General features: G+C 73.1%; 15 protein-coding genes. 7 read left to right on the top strand and 8 right to left on the bottom strand.

The window, feature by feature from the left end:
• Position 1 precedes the first annotated feature (1 nt).
• The gene (locus tag IFT77_RS08320) at positions 2-271 is read left to right on the top strand and encodes a MoaD/ThiS family protein (RefSeq protein WP_371740989.1); all 270 of its coding nucleotides are present in this window, start codon (positions 2-4) and stop codon (positions 269-271) included.
• A 110-nt stretch (positions 272-381) separates the two neighbouring features.
• Here IFT77_RS08320 and IFT77_RS08315 read toward each other — a convergent pair whose 3' ends face one another.
• Complete coding sequence (locus IFT77_RS08315; protein WP_192169714.1) at positions 382-1,623, bottom strand: ThiF family adenylyltransferase; 1,242 nt, start codon at positions 1,621-1,623, stop codon at positions 382-384.
• Here IFT77_RS08315 and IFT77_RS08310 point away from each other — a divergent pair.
• Positions 1,622-3,313 carry a glycosyltransferase family 39 protein gene (locus IFT77_RS08310; RefSeq protein WP_192169713.1) on the top strand — a complete coding sequence of 564 codons (1,692 nt, stop codon included), beginning with the start codon at positions 1,622-1,624 and terminating at the stop codon, positions 3,311-3,313. The two genes, IFT77_RS08315 and IFT77_RS08310, sit on opposite strands and share 2 nt — an antisense overlap.
• A 92-nt stretch (positions 3,314-3,405) precedes the next feature.
• Here IFT77_RS08310 and IFT77_RS08305 read toward each other — a convergent pair whose 3' ends face one another.
• The 6 genes from IFT77_RS08305 to rsmI form a co-directional block, all read right to left on the bottom strand.
• On the bottom strand, positions 3,406-4,344 hold the full coding sequence (locus tag IFT77_RS08305) for a 4-(cytidine 5'-diphospho)-2-C-methyl-D-erythritol kinase (protein WP_192041050.1): 939 nt from the start codon (positions 4,342-4,344) through the stop codon (positions 3,406-3,408).
• Positions 4,345-4,357: 13 nt separating this feature from the next.
• Complete coding sequence (locus IFT77_RS08300; RefSeq protein WP_192041049.1) at positions 4,358-4,924, bottom strand: hypothetical protein; 567 nt, start codon at positions 4,922-4,924, stop codon at positions 4,358-4,360.
• A gap of 43 nt (positions 4,925-4,967) precedes the next feature.
• Complete coding sequence (gene rsmA / locus IFT77_RS08295) at positions 4,968-5,807, bottom strand: 16S rRNA (adenine(1518)-N(6)/adenine(1519)-N(6))-dimethyltransferase RsmA (RefSeq protein ID WP_192169712.1); 840 nt, start codon at positions 5,805-5,807, stop codon at positions 4,968-4,970.
• Positions 5,807-6,742, bottom strand: coding sequence for a TatD family hydrolase (locus IFT77_RS08290; protein ID WP_192169711.1), 936 nt, complete (start codon positions 6,740-6,742; stop codon positions 5,807-5,809). The genes rsmA and IFT77_RS08290 overlap by 1 nt, the downstream gene beginning before the upstream one ends.
• Complete coding sequence (gene metG, locus IFT77_RS08285) at positions 6,739-8,307, bottom strand: methionine--tRNA ligase (protein ID WP_192041046.1); 1,569 nt, start codon at positions 8,305-8,307, stop codon at positions 6,739-6,741. The genes IFT77_RS08290 and metG overlap by 4 nt, the downstream gene beginning before the upstream one ends.
• A gap of 75 nt (positions 8,308-8,382) precedes the next feature.
• On the bottom strand, positions 8,383-9,213 hold the full coding sequence (rsmI, locus tag IFT77_RS08280) for a 16S rRNA (cytidine(1402)-2'-O)-methyltransferase (protein WP_123548018.1): 831 nt from the start codon (positions 9,211-9,213) through the stop codon (positions 8,383-8,385).
• A 68-nt stretch (positions 9,214-9,281) separates the two neighbouring features.
• Here rsmI and IFT77_RS08275 point away from each other — a divergent pair, with 68 nt between their 5' ends.
• From IFT77_RS08275 to IFT77_RS08265, 3 genes are all read left to right on the top strand, one after another.
• Positions 9,282-10,997, top strand: coding sequence for a dolichyl-phosphate-mannose--protein mannosyltransferase (locus IFT77_RS08275; RefSeq protein WP_192169710.1), 1,716 nt, complete (start codon positions 9,282-9,284; stop codon positions 10,995-10,997).
• 105 nt (positions 10,998-11,102) lie between these two features.
• Positions 11,103-12,395, top strand: coding sequence for an O-acetylhomoserine aminocarboxypropyltransferase/cysteine synthase family protein (locus tag IFT77_RS08270; RefSeq protein ID WP_192169709.1), 1,293 nt, complete (start codon positions 11,103-11,105; stop codon positions 12,393-12,395).
• A gap of 115 nt (positions 12,396-12,510) precedes the next feature.
• The gene (locus IFT77_RS08265) at positions 12,511-13,002 is read left to right on the top strand and encodes a CoA-binding protein (RefSeq protein ID WP_192041424.1); all 492 of its coding nucleotides are present in this window, start codon (positions 12,511-12,513) and stop codon (positions 13,000-13,002) included.
• Between the two features lie 7 nt (positions 13,003-13,009).
• On the opposite strand, the gene IFT77_RS17330 is transcribed toward IFT77_RS08265, so the two are convergent.
• Positions 13,010-14,470: a right-handed parallel beta-helix repeat-containing protein gene (locus IFT77_RS17330; protein WP_192169708.1), complete on the bottom strand. Its 1,461-nt coding sequence runs from the start codon at positions 14,468-14,470 to the stop codon at positions 13,010-13,012.
• Positions 14,471-14,570: 100 nt separating this feature from the next.
• Between IFT77_RS17330 and IFT77_RS08255 the strand changes: the two genes are divergently transcribed.
• Together IFT77_RS08255 and IFT77_RS08250 are read left to right on the top strand one after the other, a co-directional pair.
• Complete coding sequence (locus IFT77_RS08255; RefSeq protein ID WP_192041042.1) at positions 14,571-15,719, top strand: acyltransferase; 1,149 nt, start codon at positions 14,571-14,573, stop codon at positions 15,717-15,719.
• Between the two features lie 55 nt (positions 15,720-15,774).
• Positions 15,775-16,650: a sulfurtransferase gene (locus IFT77_RS08250; protein WP_192169707.1), complete on the top strand. Its 876-nt coding sequence runs from the start codon at positions 15,775-15,777 to the stop codon at positions 16,648-16,650.
• Positions 16,651-16,742 lie beyond the last annotated feature (92 nt).

The raw sequence follows: 16,742 nt of genomic DNA, 5'->3' as shown, positions 1-16,742 counted from the left end.
CGTGACCCGCACGACCCTGAGGTTCTTCGCCGCCGCGCGCGCCGCCGTCGGCCGCGACGAGCAGGTCGTCGACGTGCCGGACGGCGAGAGCGCGACCATCGGGCGGCTGCTCACCGAGGTGCGGCCGCTCGAGGGCACGTCGGCGGCCGACTGGCGCGACGTGCTGCTGCGCTGCTCGTTCCTCGTCGACGGGCTGACCACGCGCGACCGCGAGCAGGTCGTGGCCGACGGCGACGTGGTCGACGTCATGCCTCCCTTCGCCGGCGGCTGAGCCCGCAGTCCGAGACAGATCCACGATCATGGCGCCGCTCTGCCGCGCCTCGGCACTCGTGTGAGGCGGATCACTCTCAGATCACTGGCATCACCCCGGCTCGGCGCTCGTCAGGGGCGGGCGGCCGAGGAGGCGCGCAGCTGCCAGCCGAGCATGCCCCCGTCGAGCACGGCCACGTCGAACCCGTCGGCGACGAGCAGCTCCGCGGCCGCCCGGGCGCGCGGGCCACGGGCGCAGTACGCGATGACGGGGAGCTCCGGGTCGAGCTCGGGCCTCTGACGGGTGCGGACCCCGAGGCCCGCCGCGAGCACGTCGCCTGGCAGGTGCGCGAAGTCGTGCTCGTCGGGCTCGCGCACGTCGAGCAGGGTGAACGCCGCCTCGCCCGCGTCCCGCGCGGCCAGCAGCTCGGCGAGCTCGTCGGCGGACACGTCGGGGCTGCGGGTGCCGCGGGGCTGGTCGGCGAGCGATGTGGGCGAGCCGGCCCGCGCCTCCTCGTGTCCGCCGTGCGACTCCCCGGAGACCCGGGCCGTCCGCGCCTCGTTCGCCGCCGCCCGCTCCCGGGCCCGGTGCGGAGCGCGTCGGAGGCGGCTCTCGCGCCACGAGGCCGAGCCGGCGTCGATCGTCACGACCCGGCCGAGCAGCGGCTCGCCGACGCCCGTGACGAGCTTGACGACCTCGCTGGCCATGACCGCGCCGACGGTGCCGCAGAGCGGCCCGAGCACCCCGACGTCGGCGCAGGACTCGTCCCAGCCGCCCGACGGCGGCGACGGGTGCAGGTCGCGGTAGTCGACGTCGCGACCGTCGGGCGCGGCGTCCCAGAAGACGCTGACCTGGCCGTCGAGCCGGGCGACGCTGCCCCAGACGACGGGCAGCCCCCGGGCCGCGGCCTCGTCGGCGACGACGTAGCAGGTGTCGAACGAGTCGCTGCCGTCGACGACGACGTCGTACCCGTCGAGCATCGCGGCGGTGTCGGCCGAGAGCCGGACGGGGTGCACGACGACGTGCGTGTCGGGGGCGGTCGCCCGCACGCGCTCGGCGGCGATCCGCGCCTTCGGCAGGCCCACGTCCCCAGGTCCGAAGAGCACCTGACGCTGTAGGTTCGACCGGTCGACGACGTCGTCGTCGACCACTCCCAGCGTCCCCACACCCGAGGCTGCGAGATATTGGACAGCCGGAGATCCCAGACCGCCGGCGCCGACGACCAGCACGCGAGCCGCGCGCAGTCGGGCCTGGGCCTCGAGGCCGAAGCCCGGCAGCCGCACGGTGCGCGACCAGCGCTCGTCGGTCTCGTCCCCGGCCACCGGCCCCGGCGAGCCCGACGCGACCGAGACGAGAGGGGGCAGTGACGACATGGCAGACCTCCGGAGAACGGCCGCGGACGACACGACCCCGCCCACAGTAACCCGCGACGCGGAGCCCGAGCAGCCGCCGACGCGCTCGTCGCCCGCGCGCCTCCTGGGCCGTCGCCACACCGACGCGGTGCTGGTCGGCGTGCTCGCCACGCTGGTCTCCGGCGCCTTCCTGTGGGTGCCCTCGGTCTGGTACGACGAGGCGGCGACGGTCGTCTCGGCCACCCGAACCTGGGGCCAGCTCTGGGCCATGATCCACACCGTCGACCTCGTGCACGCCGCCTACTACGCGTTCATGCACGTCTGGTTCGACGTGTTCCCGTACTCGCCCACGTCGCTGCGGGTGCCGAGCGCCCTCGCCACCGGCGTCGCGGCCGGCCTGACGGTGTCGTTGACCCGCATCCTCGTGAACCGGCGCACCGCCGTCGTCGCGGGCCTGCTCTTCGTGCTGCTGCCGCGCGTGACCTGGATGGGCGGCGAGGGCCGCTCGTACGCCCTCTCGGCGCTCTTCGCCGTCGCGCTCACGCTGGTGCTCGTCGTGGCCGCCCGACGCACCGCCGAGGACGGCCACGCCCGCACCCGCCGGTCGATCACGCTCTGGTGGGTCGGCTACGCCGTGCTCGCCGTCGTCGCCTGCGCCTTCTTCCTCTACATCGCGCTGCTCGTCGTCGGGCACGCCCTGACCATGCTCGTCCGCGTGCTGCGCGACCGGCGCGACCACGCCGCCGAGCGCGCGGCCGTCGACGAGTGGGCACGCACGGGCGCCGTCGCCGTCGTGCCCGCCTCGGGCGCCACCTCCGTGCGGTCGTCGCGCCGGGCGCTGCTCGGCTGGTTCGCCGGGGCCGGGGTCGCCGGCCTGGCCAGCCTGCCGCTGGCCTGGTTCATCGCCTCGCAGAACAGCCAGGTCAGCTGGATCGAACGACCGAGCTTCAGCACGCTCCGCGGCGTGCTCGTGACGCAGTGGTTCCAGGGCAACGAGAACTTCGCGGTCTTCGCGCTCGTCTGCGCCGGCGCGACCCTCGTCGTGCTGTCGCTGCGCCTCGTGCCCGCCGCCCGCGGCTTCGCCGAGGTCGTGCTGCCGTGGATGGTCGTGCCGACCGTCGGCCTCGTGGGCGTCTCGCTCGTCGTCGACCCGCTCTACTCGCCGCGCTACCTGACCTTCGGCACGCCCGCCATCGCGATGACGATGGCCGTCGCGATCGCGGCGATCCCGTGGCGTCGCGTGATCGCGCTGGTGTTGCTCGTCGCCGTCGTGCTGACCTCGCCCACGTACGTCGAGCAGCGACAGCCCGAGGCGAAGGACTCGTCCGCGTGGGACCAGGTCGCCGACCTCGTCGCCGGCGAGCGGGCGACCGAGGCCCCCGGCACCCTCGAGGGGGTCGTCTTCGGACCCGTCCGACGCCACCCCAAGGCGACGTCGCGCATCATCCAGGACACCTACCCCGAGGCCTTCCGAGGCATGTCCGACTTCACGCTCGAGACGCCCGGCTACGAGACCGACGGCCTCTGGGAGACCCAGTACCCGCTCGGCGACGTGCTCGACCGCACCGACGACCTCGACGTCGTCTGGCTCATCACGAGCGACAAGCAGGACTGGCGGCCGCGCGTCACCGAGCAGCTCGGCTCGGTCGGCTTCACGCTCGACCAGGAGTGGGGCCTCACCCGCACCAACGTGCTCAAGTTCACGCGCTGAGCCGACGCGAGCAGAGGAGGCGCGTGTCGGCCGGTCCTGACCGGGCCGGCCCCCGACAGCGCGAGCCGCGAGGCGCGCCGCGACCGCGCCTCCTAGTCTGTGATGACGCGGGCGCCGTGCACGGGCCCCGTCGCCCGCACGACGGTGAGGCGGGCCGCGCTGAGCGCGATCTGCAGCTCGAGGGCCCCGTCGAGGTCGGGTGCGAGGAAGGCGACGGTGGGCCCGGAGCCCGAGACGATCCCGGCGAGGGCGCCGTTGCCCTCGCCGAGCTCGAGCACGCGGCCGAGCCCCGGCTCGAGGTGCAGGGCGGGCGCCTGGAGGTCGTTGTGCATCACGTCGGCGAGCAGGTCGGCGTCGCCGGCCCGCAGCGCCTGCAGCACGCCGGTGTCGACGACGGGCTGGCGCACCGGCGAGATGTCGCTCGAGTGGCGCAGCCGGTGCTCGTCCAGCTCACGGTAGACGGTCGGCGTCGACAGCCCGAAGTCGGCCAGGGCCAGCACCCACTGGAACTGCCCCTTCGCGAGCGCGGGGCTGAGCTCGTCGCCGCGGCCGGTGCCGACGGCGGTGCCGCCCGCGAAGGCGAAGGGCACGTCGGCCCCCAGCTCGGCCGACAGCTTGAGCAGGTCGTCCCGGCCGAGGCCCGTGCCCCAGAGGGCGTCGCAGGCCAGCAGCGTCGCGGCCGCGTCGGCCGAGCCGCCGCCCATGCCGCCCGCGACGGGCACCGCCTTCTCGATGCTGAGGTCGACGCCGCCCCGGTAGCCGGTGGTCGTCGCGAGGAGGCGGGCGGCACGCACCGCGAGGTTGCTCTCGTCGGTCGGCACCCCCGAGACGTCGACGCCGGGGCCCGCGGTCACCCGGACTGTGAAGTCGTCCGCCTTGCGTGCCCGCACGTCCTCGTACAGCGACACCGCCTGGTAGGCCGTCGCGAGCTCGTGGTAGCCGTCGTCCTGCAGGTCGCCGACGGCGAGGAACACGTTGATCTTGCCCGGGGCACGGGTGTGGACCACGGTCGGGCCGGCCACGGAGCTCATGGTCCCAACCTAGTCAGTTCTGTCGGTCCCCCATGACCCGGAACGCCCGGGTCATGGCTTCGCGCGCAGGCTCGACGCGCTCGGGGAGCCGCAGACGGCTCTGCGTGAGGCTGACGCTGCACTTGTCGCCCGTGCCGGGCGAGACCATCAGCTGCAGGCGCACGTCGCCCTCGAGCCGCCACCGTGCCGTCGGGTGCCCGACGGAGCGACTCGTGGCCTCGGGTGCTCCCCCGGCGAACGACGCGAACCGCTCGACGCCGAGGTCGAGCAGCTCGAGGGGTCCGCCCCTCAGGCTGCGGCTCACCGCGACCGAGAACGTGCCGTCCGGCTGCTGCCCCGGGAGCCGCATTCCGCGGGCCTGCTCGTAGCGCACGGTGATCGACTGGGCCCACCAGCCGGGCACCTCGTGCTCGTCGACGAGGAGGCGTGCGATCTGCGCGTGGGACAGCCGCGTGGCGTCCGCGGCGTCGAGCAACGCGAACCACTGCTCGCTGCTGCGGCCCGTGCCCGAGGCCAGGCGGGCGTCGCTGATGACCGCGGGTCGCCTCCGCTGGTGGTCGTCGCTGCCCTGCGTGCTCACGCCGCCAGCCTGCCAGCGACGAGCGCGCCGCGCACCCTGCGGCTCAGCGCGTCGCCCGTGCCAGTGCCAGGAAGTCGTCGACGGTCAGCTGCTCGCCGCGCTCGGTCGGCGACAGTCCGGCGGCCTCGAGCGCGTCGGAGGCGGCGGCCGACGAGCCGTAGACGCTCGACAACGACTGCCGCAGCATCTTGCGGCGCTGCTGGAACGCGGCGTCGACCAGCTCGAAGACGGCGAGACGTTCTTCTTCGGTGCCCCGCGCCTCCTTGCGGTCGAAGGCGACGAGGATGCTGTCGACGTTCGGCACGGGCCAGAAGACCTGGCGGCTGACCTGGCCTGCCGTGGAGAACTCGCCGTACCAGGCCGCCTTGATGCTCGGCGAGCCGTAGATCTTGGAGCCGGGCTCGGCCGCGAGACGGAGCCCGACCTCGGCCTGGACCATCACGAGGCCGCGCGTCAGCGTCGGGAAGTGCTCGAGGAAGTGCAGCAGCACCGGCACGCTGATGTTGTAGGGCAGGTTCGCGACGAGGTGCGTCGGCGCCGAGGGGAGCTCGACGACGCGCATGGCGTCGTCGACGACCACCGAGAGGTCGGCCGCGGGCTGCAGCAGCGACACGGTCGTCGGCAGCTGCGCGGCGAGGCGCTTGTCGATCTCGACGGCGACGACGTCAGCGCCCGCCTCGAGCAGGCCGAGCGTGAGCGAGCCGAGGCCGGGCCCGATCTCGACGACGGAGGTGCCGGCCGACACCCCGGACGCGGCGACGATGCGCCGCACCGTGTTGGCGTCGTGGACGAAGTTCTGGCCGAGCTTCTTCGTCGGCTGGATGCCCAGCAGGTCGGCGAGGTCGCGGATCTCGGCGGGGCCGAGCAGGGTCGAGCGCGACATCAGCCCTCGACCGTCACGGGCTCGTCGGTCCACGAGCCGTAGACCAGCTCGGTGTTCGACGAGATCTGCGCCGCGAGCATCGAGACGTCGGTGCCGATGATCTCGGCCATCGACCGGAGCGTGTGCGGGATGAGGTACGGCGCGTTCGGCCGGCCGCGGAACGGCGTCGGCGTCAGGTACGGCGCGTCCGTCTCGACCATGACCAGGTGGCGCGGCAGCTGCACGAGCGCCTCGCGCAGCGGCGCGGCGTTCTTGAAGGTGACGGTGCCGGCGAAGGAGGCGTACCAGCCGTTCTCGGCCAGGATGCTCGCCAGCTCGGGACCGCCGCTGAAGCAGTGGAAGACGGTCCGCGCCGGGGCGCCGACCTCGAGCAGCAGGTCGACGACGTCGTCGTGCGCGTCGCGGTCGTGGATCTGCAGGGCCAGGTCGTGCTTCTTCGCGATCTCGACGTGCCGGGCGAACGACTCGAGCTGCGCGTCGCGGCCCTCGGCCCCCGTGCGGAAGAAGTCGAGGCCCGTCTCGCCGACGGCGCGGACGCGGGGGCGGGCGGCCAGCTCGTCGATCTCGTCGAGGGCGTCGGCCAGCTCGCCGCGGGCCGCCAGCAGCGGTGCCTCGTTCGGGTGGATCGCGACGGCGGCGAGCACGCGCGGCTCGCGGGCGGCGATGTCGGCCGACCAGCGTGACGTCTCGAGGTCGGTGCCGACCTGCACGACGCCGCGGACGCCGACGCTCGAGGCGCGGTCGAGGTGCTCGCGGTAGTCGAGCGCGTTCTGTCCGTCGGCGATCTCGAGGTGCGTGTGGTTGTCGTACACGGGCACGACGAGCGCCTGCGGGCTCGGCGGGTAGGTCAGGTCGCGGGTCTGCCCGCCCGACTCGGTGGAGGAGCGGTGACGGACGTGCGTCAGCGTCGCGTCGCCGCTGCGCTCGTCGCTCATGCGGCCGGCTCGGGCTGCTCGATGCGCGGGAAGAGCCCGGCCGCGAGCGGCTGGACCGTCGGGGCGCTCGACCACTCGGCGGCGCGGTCGACGGGCTGGCTGGTGAGCTCGCCCTGGCCGATCGCCTCCCACAGGGTGCGGGTCGCGGTGGGCATGAACGGCGACAGCAGCACCGTGAGCGTGCCGAGGCCGCGGAGGGCGGTGGCGAGCACGGTCGCGAGGCGCTCGCGCTGGTCGTCCTTCTTGGCGAGGGCCCAGGGCTCCTGCTCGGTGATGTAGCCGTTGAGGACGTCGACGAGCTCCCAGATCGACGAGAGCGCCTCGTTGATGGCGAAGCGGTCCATCGCGCCGTCGGCGGCGGCCGTGACGCGCAGCTCGGTCTCGCGGACGGCGAGGTCGGCAGAGGTCAGCTCGCCCGCGACGGGGACGGCGCCGTCGAAGTAGCGGGTGATCATGGCGATGACGCGCGAGGCCAGGTTGCCGAAGCCGTTGGCGAGCTCGGCCTGGTAGCGGGCCGAGATGTCCTCCCACGAGAAGTTGCCGTCTTGCCCGAAGGTGATGGCGCGCATGAAGTAGTAGCGGAACGCGTCGGCGCCGAAGACGTCGGTGATCTGCTGCGGCGCGATGCCGGTCAGCTTCGACTTCGACATCTTCTCGCCGCCGACGAGCAGCCAGCCGTGGCCGAAGACCGCCTTCGGCACGGGCAGGCCCGCGGCCATCAGCATGGCGGGCCAGATGACGGCGTGGAACCGCGCGATGTCCTTGCCGACGAGCTGCACCGCCGGCCAGCGGCGGTCGAACTGCTCGTCGTCGACGCCGTAGCCGATGGCCGTGACGTAGTTGAGCAGCGCGTCGAACCAGACGTAGACGACGTGCTCCTCGTCCCACGGGACCTTGACGCCCCAGTCGAACGTCTGGCGCGAGATCGACAGGTCGCGGAGGCCCTGCTTGACGAACTGCACGATCTCGTTGCGGACGTTCTCGGGCTGGACGAAGTCGGGCTGCGACTCGTACAGGTCGAGCAGACGCTGCTCGAAGTCGCTCATGCGGAAGAAGTAGTTGCTCTCCTTCAGGAGCTCGACGGGCTTCGAGTGGATCGCGCAGACCTGCTCGCCCTCGAAGGCCCCCGTGCCGTCGACGAGGTCGCCCGGCTGCTTGTATTCTTCGCAGCCGACGCAGTAGAAGCCCTCGAACTCGCCCTGGTAGATGTAGCCGTCGTCGTGGAGCTTCTGCAGGAACCGCTGCACGCCCTTCTCGTGGCGCTCGTCGGTCGTGCGGATGAAGTCGTCGTTGCTGATGTCGACGGTCTCGAGCAGCGGCTTCCAGGACTCGGTGACGAGCTTGTCGGCCCACGCCTGCGGCGTCACGTCGTGGCTGGTCGCGGTGCGGAGGATCTTCTGGCCGTGCTCGTCCGTGCCGGTGAGCAGCCATGTGTCGTCTCCGCGCTGGCGGTGCCAGCGGGCGAGCACGTCGGCCGCGACCTCGGTGTAGGCGTGGCCGATGTGCGGCACGTCGTTGACGTAGAAGATGGGCGTTGCGATGAAGAAGGAGTCGCCGGCGGGCATGGGGACCATCTTAGGTGCGGCCGCCGACGCCGTGACGCGGCCCGCGCCTCCTCGGCTGCCGCCCTCTCCGCGGGCTCAGGAGGGGCGGGGCGCCTTCGCCGCGAGGGCCGCCTGGTAGAGGTCGCGACGGGAGAGGCCGGTGGCGGCGGCCACGTCGGTCGAGGCCTCCTTGAGCCGGGCCCCGTCGGCGACGAGGGCCTGGACCTGCGCGAGACCCGCCGCGAGGTCGAACTCGCGCTCGGGGGCGCCCTCGACCACGACGCAGATCTCGCCGCGCACGCCCTCGGCCGCCCAGGAGGCGAGCTCGGAGGCGGAGCCGCGCCGCACCTCCTCGTGCAGCTTGGTCAGCTCGCGGCACACGACGACGCGACGGTCGGCGCCGAGCGCCGTGACCACGTCGCCGAGCGAGTCGCCGAGACGGTGAGGCGACTCGAAGAAGACCATGGTGCGGCGCTCGTCGGCGAGGGCCCCGAGCACCCGGAGGCGGTCGCCCTGCTTGCGCGGCAGGAACCCCTCGAAGCTGAACCGGTCGGTGGGCAGGCCGGAGACGGCGAGCGCGGTCAGCACGGCGGACGGGCCGGGGATCGCCGTGACGGTGACGCCCGCGGCCGCGGCCGCCTCGACGAGGGGGAACCCCGGGTCGCTGATCGCGGGCATGCCCGCGTCCGTGAGGACGATCAGGTCGGCCGTCCGGGCCAGCTCGACGAGCTCCGCCGCCTTCTCGCGCTCGTTGTGCTCGTGCAGGGCGATCAGGCGGGGACGGTTCTCGACCCCCAGGGCGCGCATGAGGTGGATGGCGGTGCGGGTGTCCTCCGCCGCGACGACCTCGGCGTTCGTCAGGGCCTCGACCAGCCGCCGGGAGGCGTCGCCGAGGTTTCCGATGGGGGTGGCGGCGAGGACGATCACCTGCCCATTGTCCCCTGGCCGGGCCGTCGCCGCCGACGAGCCCGATGCGGGCCGAATACGATGGCCGGATGAGCAGCCAGGGCGATCGGGAGTTCGACGCCCTGCTCGACACCGGGACGGCCGCAGGGCGCGTCGCCCCGGCTGAGCCCGGCGAGCGGGTCGACCTCGAGGCTGCCACCGGAGGCGCGACGAGCGACGCGGCCGCAGCTCCGGTCGCCCCCCGTCCGCTGCTCCGGATCGACGCGTGGTGGGGCCGCCTCCTCTCGACGCCGGCCCGACGCCGCGCCTGGGCCTGGGGCGGACCGCTGGTCGTCACCCTGCTCGCCGCCGCGCTGCGCCTCTGGGACCTCGGCCGGCCCGGCACCCTCGTCTTCGACGAGACCTACTACGTCAAGGACGCCTGGAGCCTCTGGAACCTGGGCTACGAGGGCTCGTGGCCGAGCGACTACGACGCCGCCTTCGCGGCCGGCGGGGCGGACGGCTACCTGGCCGCCCCCTCCTTCGTGGCCCACCCTCCCCTCGGCAAGTGGCTGATCGGCCTCGGCATGTGGGCCTTCGGACCCGACGACCCGGCCGGCTGGCGGATCAGCACGGCGGTCGCGGGCATCGTCGCCGTGGCGCTCGTCGCCGTGATCGGCACGTACCTGTCGCGCTCGACGCTGGTCGGCACGCTGGCCGGCTCCTTCATGGCGATCGACGGGCACGCGATCGTCATGTCGCGGGTGGCCCTGCTCGACAACTTCGTGATGCTGTTCGGCCTGCTCGCCTTCGGGGCCGTGCTGCTCGACCGGAGGCAGAGCGCGAGGGCGCTCGACGCCTGGCTCGCGCGGAGGCGGGCCGCAGGCCGCGACACCGCCTGGGGCCCGTCGCTCTGGGGCCGCCCCTGGCTGGTGACGGCCGGGCTGATGTGCGGCCTCGCGACGGGCGTGAAGTGGAACGGCCTGTACTTCCTGGCCGTGTTCGCGGTCTACACGGTCGTCGTCGACGTGCTCGCGCGTCGCCGGGCGGGCGTCGAGTTCTGGCTCTCGGGCACGCTGTTCCGCCAGGCGCCGGTCAGCTTCCTGCTCACGGTGCCGATCGCGGCCGTCGCCTACGTCGCGAGCTGGACGGGCTGGTTCGTCACCGACGGCGGCTACTACCGCAACTGGGTCTCCGAAGGAGGCGAGCGCTGGTCGGGCGTGCTCGCCTGGGTCCCCGACACGGTGCAGAACTGGTGGCACTACGAGGCCGGCGTCTACGCGTTCAACGTCGGGCTGCACACGCCGCACTCGTACGCGGCGAACCCGTTCGGCTGGCTGCTCATGCTGCGGCCCACGAGCATGTACTACCAGGGTCTCGACCAGGGCCAGGGGGCCTGCGAGGTCGCCCGCTGCGGCATGGCGATCACCTCGATCGCGAACCCGTTCATCTGGTACGCGGCCGTCGCGGCCTGCGCGTACCTCGTGTACCGCCTCGTCCGCCGCCGCGAGTGGCAGGTCGGGGCCGTGCTGGTCGGCATCGCCGCGGGCTACCTGCCCTGGCTGGCGTTCTCGGGCCGGACGGTCTTCCAGTTCTACACGATCGCCTTCGAGCCCTACCTGCTGCTCGGGCTGGCCGGGGTGCTCGGCATCGTCCTCGGCCGCCGGACGGACCACCCCGACCGACGGCTGAGCGGGATCGTCGTGACGGGCATCGTGGTCGTCGTCTCGATCGCCGTGACCGTGTTCTTCTACCCGCTCTGGACGGCGCAGCTCGAGGACTGGGAGTTCATCCGGCTGCACTACTGGATCCCCAGCTGGAAGTAGCGTCGCCTCCGGTCGTCCCTCCCCGCCGAGGAGGCGCGGCTCGTTGTGTGTAGCTGCGTTACGCACCGAGGCGTCCTGTGACGACCAGCGGCTAGCGTGGCCCGCATGGCAGATCGTGACTACGGCTTCCGCACGCGTGCGATCCACGCGGGCAACGTCCCCGACTCGGCGACCGGGGCGCGCGCGCTCCCGATCTACCAGTCGAGCGCCTTCGTGTTCGACGACACGGAGGACGCGGCGGCGCGGTTCGCGCTGCAGAAGTACGGGAACATCTACAGCCGCCTGGCCAACCCGACCACCGCCTCCTTCGAGGAGCGCGTGGCGAGCCTCGAGGGTGGCCTCGGCGCGGTCGCGACGTCGAGCGGGCTGAGCGCGCAGTTCATCACCTTCGCCTCGCTGGCCGGCGCGGGCGACCACATCGTCGCGAGCGCCGCCCTCTACGGCGGCTCGGTCACGCAGCTCGACGTGACCCTGCGGCGCTTCGGCGTCGAGACGACCTTCGTGCAGTCGAGCGAGCCCGCCGACTACGCCGCGGCGATCACCCCCGCGACCAAGCTGCTCTTCGTCGAGACGGTCGCGAACCCCTCCGGCGAGATCGCCGACCTCGAGGGCCTCGCCGAGGTCGCGCACGCCGCCGGCATCCCGCTGATCGTCGACTCGACCATCGCGACCCCCTACCTGAACCGGCCGATCGAGTGGGGCGCCGACGTCGTGATCCACTCGGCGACGAAGTTCCTCGGCGGGCACGGCACCACCCTCGGCGGCGTGGTCGTCGAGTCGGGCCGCTTCGGCTGGGACAGCGAGCGGTTCCCGCTCTTCGACCAGCCCGTGCCGAGCTACGGCGGGCTCAACTGGTCGGGCAACTTCGGCGAGTACGCGTTCCTCACCCGCCTCCGGGCCGAGCAGCTGCGCGACATCGGGCCCGCGCTGGCGCCGCACTCGGCGTTCCTGCTGGCGCAGGGCGTCGAGACCCTGCCGTACCGGATGCGCGCGCACGTCGAGAACGCGCGCGAGGTCGCCGAGTGGCTCGACGCCGACCCGCGCATCGAGCGCGTGCGCTGGGCCGGGCTGGCCGGGCACCCGCACCACGAGCGGGCGAAGAAGTACCTGCCCGAGGGCCCGGGCTCGGTCTTCACCTTCGAGCTGGCCGGCGGACGCGCCGCAGGCAAGACGTTCATCGAGTCGGTCGAGCTGGCGAGCCACCTGGCCAACATCGGCGACGCGAAGACCCTCGTCATCCACCCGGGCTCGACGACGCACGCCCAGCTCAGCGAGCAGCAGCTCGTCGACGCCGGAGTCCTTCCGGGCTCGGTCCGCATCAGCGTCGGCATCGAGGACGCCGCCGACATCATCGACGACCTCGACCAGGCGCTCCGCGCCGCGACGAAGGAGGCGTGACGTGAGCACGAGCACAGGCACGGGCACGGGCACGGGCACGGGCAGCGACACGGTCACGACGCAGCTCGCCAACGGGCGCACCTGCGAGCTGCCGTCGAGCTCGCCGCTCGCCAAGCTGCTGAAGTCGCAGCGCACCTGGGTCGGGCCGGACGCCCGCGCGCGGCAGGCCATCCTCCGTTCCGCGAAGAGCGTCGCGATCGTGGGCGCCTCGCCGAACTCGACCCGCTCCTCCTACTTCGTCGGCACCTACCTGCAGCAGTCGAGCGACCTGCGCGTCTACTTCGTGAACCCGCGGGCCGACGTGATCCTCGGCGAGAAGGCGTACCCCGACCTGGCCTCGCTGCCCGAGGTGCCCGACATCGTCGACGTGTTCCGCAAGGCGAGCGACATCCCGTCGGTCGTCGACGACGTGCTCGCGAGCGGGGCCCGCACCATCTGGGTCCAGCTCGGCATCTGGAACGAGGAGGCTGCGCGGTACGCCGAGGAGAAGGGCCTGACCGTCGTCATGGACCGCTGCATCAAGGTCGAGCACGCCCGGTTCAACGGAGGCCTCAACCTGATGGGCTTCGACACCGGCGTCATCTCGTCGCGGCGATCGGGGCGCTGACCCCGGGTCACCGGGGGTCGCCCACCACGAAGGTGGAGTCGACCTCCCGCCCCGGGCCGGTGCTGAACAGCTCGGACCGCTGGACGGTCCACGGGCCGTCCCACACGATCGGACGGCCCCGCGGCTGCACCACGACGTTGTCGTGCGAGGACAGCCCGGACGGCAGGGTGGCGGTGGACCCTGCCCCTGCGCCGACGTAGTAGACGGCGTCGCGGCTCGACCCGAACACGTTGCCCGTGACCTCGAGCGAGACGGGAGTCTCGAGCTCGTAGAAGACCACGTGGCTGCCGCGGCCCCGCTGCTGGGGACGCGCGCCCCACCCCAGGCCCACGTCGTGGCAGACGTTGTCGACGAACCGGCAGTCGAGCACGCCGGGCGACGCCGACCCTCCCCGCGTCCAGAGCTCGAACGCCTGCGTGCACCGCAGCACGACGTTCTGCTCGAAGACGATCGCGGACCACGGGCCGTCCCAGCCCTGCACGGTCGTCGCGGTGTCCCAGCAGTCGGTGATCACGCACCGACGCACCGTGACCCGCTGACCGGCCTGCCAGATCTGCACGCCGTTGCCGTAGCGGCCGGCCCCCGGCAGCTCCGAGCCTCCGACGTGGCTCACGGTGCAGTGCTCGATCAGCACGTCGTGCACCCCGGGGCCGTCGTCGTAGCCGTGGGAGCCGGTGCCCACGAGGTGCAGGCCGCGCAGCACGAGCTGGGAGACGCCCACGACCAGGGGGTCGTCGACGGCGGCCTGGACGCTGCCCAGGGTGTCCGGTCGCGCGTCGCTGCAGACCGTGAGGACCGTCGACCCTACGGGGGACGCGAACTCCCACTGGCCGCGCAGGTCGGCCACGGACCCCCGTCGGTAGGCGCGGATCTCGTCGTTCACCTTGAGGAAGCCCACGTTCGCCGTGGACGACGACGCGTCCCCGAGCCAGTCGCTGCCTGCCCCCGTCGCGGCCAGGTCGACCTGCCACCGCCCCGAGCCGGGGGCCGTCTCGCGCCAGCCGGCGGCCGTCGGGGTCTTGAAGGCCGACACCCGGGGTGCGCTGCCCGTGCCGTAGGCGGCGATCGTGAGGAGGCGGTCGTCGCCCTGGGCAGGCTCCCGCGGGCGGAGCACGCCGGGGTGGACGCGGCCCCGCGCGAGCAGGACCGTGTCGCCGTGCCGCACCTGCTGCTCGGCGAAGGCGAGGTTGAGCCTGGCCAGCGACCGCCACGGTCGCGTCGGCGAGAGGCCGTCGGCGTCGTCGGAGCCGGACGGGTGCACGTGGAAGGTGCGGCCGGGCGCCGCGTCGGGGGCCGACGGGGAGGCGGAGGCGGGCCTGGCCGGGAGCACGGCATCGGCGAGGCCTGCAGCGGCGGCCGCGGCGCCCGCCGCCGTGAGCGCGCCGAGGAGACCGCGGCGGGTCGGGCCCCGCGGCGCGTCGGTGGGGACGGCTGCGCGGGGAGCAACGGAGGAGGCTTCGAGGTTCACATCGTCGACCGTAGTGCATTCATGCCTCAGTTCTTCAGAACATTCCACACGCTGTTCAGGCATGTAGACACGACAGCCGGTCGTGGTCCATATTCGACACATGACATCCAGGCAGCCGACCTCCCCGCTGACCCTCCGGCTCGCCCGCGGCCAGGCCTTCGACTCGCTCCGGTGGGTCGCAGCGATCGCGGTGGTGGTCCTGCACGCGAGCTCGGCGATGGGCGTCGAGGTGCTGTGGGGCGGCGTCGAGTACGCCGAGCCGATCATGGTCTTCTTCACGCTGACGGGCATGTTCGTCTACGCCTCGGCTGTGTCGACCTGGTCGCGGACGGGCTCCTGGCGCACCTACGCCCGGAACAGGTGGCTCCGCGTCGCCCCCGCGATCGCGGCGTTCGCCCTGGCCGCGCCCCTCGTCCTCGTCGCCGTCGGCGCCGCCGCTCCGTCCACCCTCCTCTCGCCCGAGCTCGTCGTGTGGCTCGCCTCGGCCGCCCTGCTCGTGCCCAACTACGACCCCTCGATCTGGTCGCACATCGGCAGCGGCTCGATGAACGGCCCGCTCTACACCGTGCCCGTCGAGATGAGCTTCTACCTGCTCGTCCCGGTCCTCGTGCTGGCGGCCCGCCGCTTCGGCTTCTGGCGGATGGTCGCCGGCATGGCGGTCGTCAGCGTCGTCGGCGCCTTCGTGTCGAACCAGGGCGGGCCGCTCCTGCACGAGGTCTTCCACCACCTGTTCCTCGAGCGGGCGGCCTACTTCACCACCGGCATGGTCCTCGCCAGGGTGGGCTCGGCCGTTCCCCTGCGATGGTGGCTCGCCGCCGCCGCGCTCGCCGTCCACGTGGCCCTGCGGACCTACCAGGACCACGGCCCCGACACCGGCGTGCTCGCCTGGCTGCAGCACACCTTCAAGCCGGTGCTCTGCGCGTTGCCGAGCGGCTACCTCGTGCTCTTCGCCGGGGTCCGGCTGCCCTCGGTCCTCGGGCGCGTGACCGCGAGGCTCGGCGACTGGAGCTTCGGCACGTACCTCTGGCACTCCGTCGTCCTCAACCTCGCCCTGTGGTGGGGAGCAGGCGCCTCCGGCCTGGCGCTCGCGGCCGTGGTCGTCGTCAGCCTGGGCTGCGGCGCCACGTCGTGGCACCTCGTCGAGCGTCGGTTCCTGGCCCGCAAGCAGGTCAGCCTGCGGGCGCGGACGGACGACCTCGCCCGACCGGGTCCGGCTCCCGGCCCCGTCGACGCGCGACCCGTCGCGTGACGCCCCGTGAACGCGTCCCGGGTCGATGACGGGGGCGGACGCTACGGTGGCCCGCATGTCCCCCGTCATCACCTCCCCCCTCGTCTCCAGCCAGTGGGTGGCCGACCACCTCGGCGCCGACGACATGGTCGTGGTCGACGTCTCGGTGCTCCCCGTGCGCGATCGCGACGGCGCGGCGACCGGCCGGTTCACGACCGGCCGCAGCGAGTACCTCGAGCAGGGGCACGTCCCCGGGGCCGTGTTCGGCGACCTCATCCACGACCTCAGCGACGACCGGGCGGCGCTCCCGTTCACGCAGCCCGACGTCGATCGCTTCGCCGAGGCCGCGGGCGCGCTGGGCATCGCCGCCGGCACGACGGTCGTCGCCTACGACTCGTCGGGCGGCCCGTGGGCCGCCCGGCTCTGGTGGCTGCTGCGCGCGGCCGGCCACGACGACGCGGCCGTCCTCGACGGGGGCTTCTCCGCCTGGGCTGCCGAGGGGCGTCCCGTCGACGTCGGAGCAGTCGAGCCCGAGCCGTCCGTGTTCGTCGCGCACGAGCGTCCGGGACTGTGGGTCGACAAGCCCTTCGTCGAGGCCGTCGTGCGCGGCGACGAGCGGGCGGCGCTGGTGTGCGGCTCGCCCCGTGCCGAGTTCGACGGCGTCGCGGGCGCACGTCCCCGGCGGGGCCACATCCCCGGCAGCGTGAACGTGCCGTCGACCGAGCTCGTCGACGACACCCTGCACTTCGCCGAGGTCGAGCAGCTCGAGGCGGCGTTCGCGCCGGTGCTCGAGGCCGAGAAGGTCGTCGTCTACTGCGGCCAGGGCATCGCGGCCAGTGCGGACGCCCTCGCCCTGGTGCTCGTGGGGCACGACGACGTCGCCCTCTACGACGGCTCGCTCGACGAGTGGACGGGCGACGACGACGCACCGCTCGAGTCGCTCGCGGCCTGACCCGCGGCGAGGCACGACGCGGTCGTCAGCCCGCCGCCCGGGCCAGCGCTGCACTCCCTGCGCCTGCGCCTGCGACCGCGACCGCGACTGCG

The sequence above is a fragment of the Frigoribacterium sp. CFBP 13729 genome (assembly GCF_014841875.1).
Classification (GTDB): domain Bacteria; phylum Actinomycetota; class Actinomycetes; order Actinomycetales; family Microbacteriaceae; genus Frigoribacterium.
The sequence above is the reverse complement of the archived record's forward strand: the minus strand, read 5'-3'. Positions and strand labels throughout refer to the sequence as shown.

Excerpts from the sequence above, each read along its gene's own strand:
- IFT77_RS08310 (WP_192169713.1), top strand. The coding sequence starts at position 1,622 with ATGGCAGACCTCCGGAGAACGGCCGCGGACGACACGACCCCGCCCACA.
- IFT77_RS08315 (WP_192169714.1), bottom strand. The coding sequence starts at position 1,623 with ATGTCGTCACTGCCCCCTCTCGTCTCGGTCGCGTCGGGCTCGCCGGGG.
- IFT77_RS08305 (WP_192041050.1), bottom strand. The coding sequence starts at position 4,344 with ATGAGCTCCGTGGCCGGCCCGACCGTGGTCCACACCCGTGCCCCGGGC.
- rsmA (WP_192169712.1), bottom strand. The coding sequence starts at position 5,807 with ATGTCGCGCTCGACCCTGCTCGGCCCCGCCGAGATCCGCGACCTCGCC.
- IFT77_RS08290 (WP_192169711.1), bottom strand. The coding sequence starts at position 6,742 with ATGAGCGACGAGCGCAGCGGCGACGCGACGCTGACGCACGTCCGTCAC.
- metG (WP_192041046.1), bottom strand. The coding sequence starts at position 8,307 with ATGCCCGCCGGCGACTCCTTCTTCATCGCAACGCCCATCTTCTACGTC.
- IFT77_RS08275 (WP_192169710.1), top strand. The coding sequence starts at position 9,282 with ATGAGCAGCCAGGGCGATCGGGAGTTCGACGCCCTGCTCGACACCGGG.
- IFT77_RS08270 (WP_192169709.1), top strand. The coding sequence starts at position 11,103 with ATGGCAGATCGTGACTACGGCTTCCGCACGCGTGCGATCCACGCGGGC.
- IFT77_RS08255 (WP_192041042.1), top strand. The coding sequence starts at position 14,571 with ATGACATCCAGGCAGCCGACCTCCCCGCTGACCCTCCGGCTCGCCCGC.
- IFT77_RS08250 (WP_192169707.1), top strand. The coding sequence starts at position 15,775 with ATGTCCCCCGTCATCACCTCCCCCCTCGTCTCCAGCCAGTGGGTGGCC.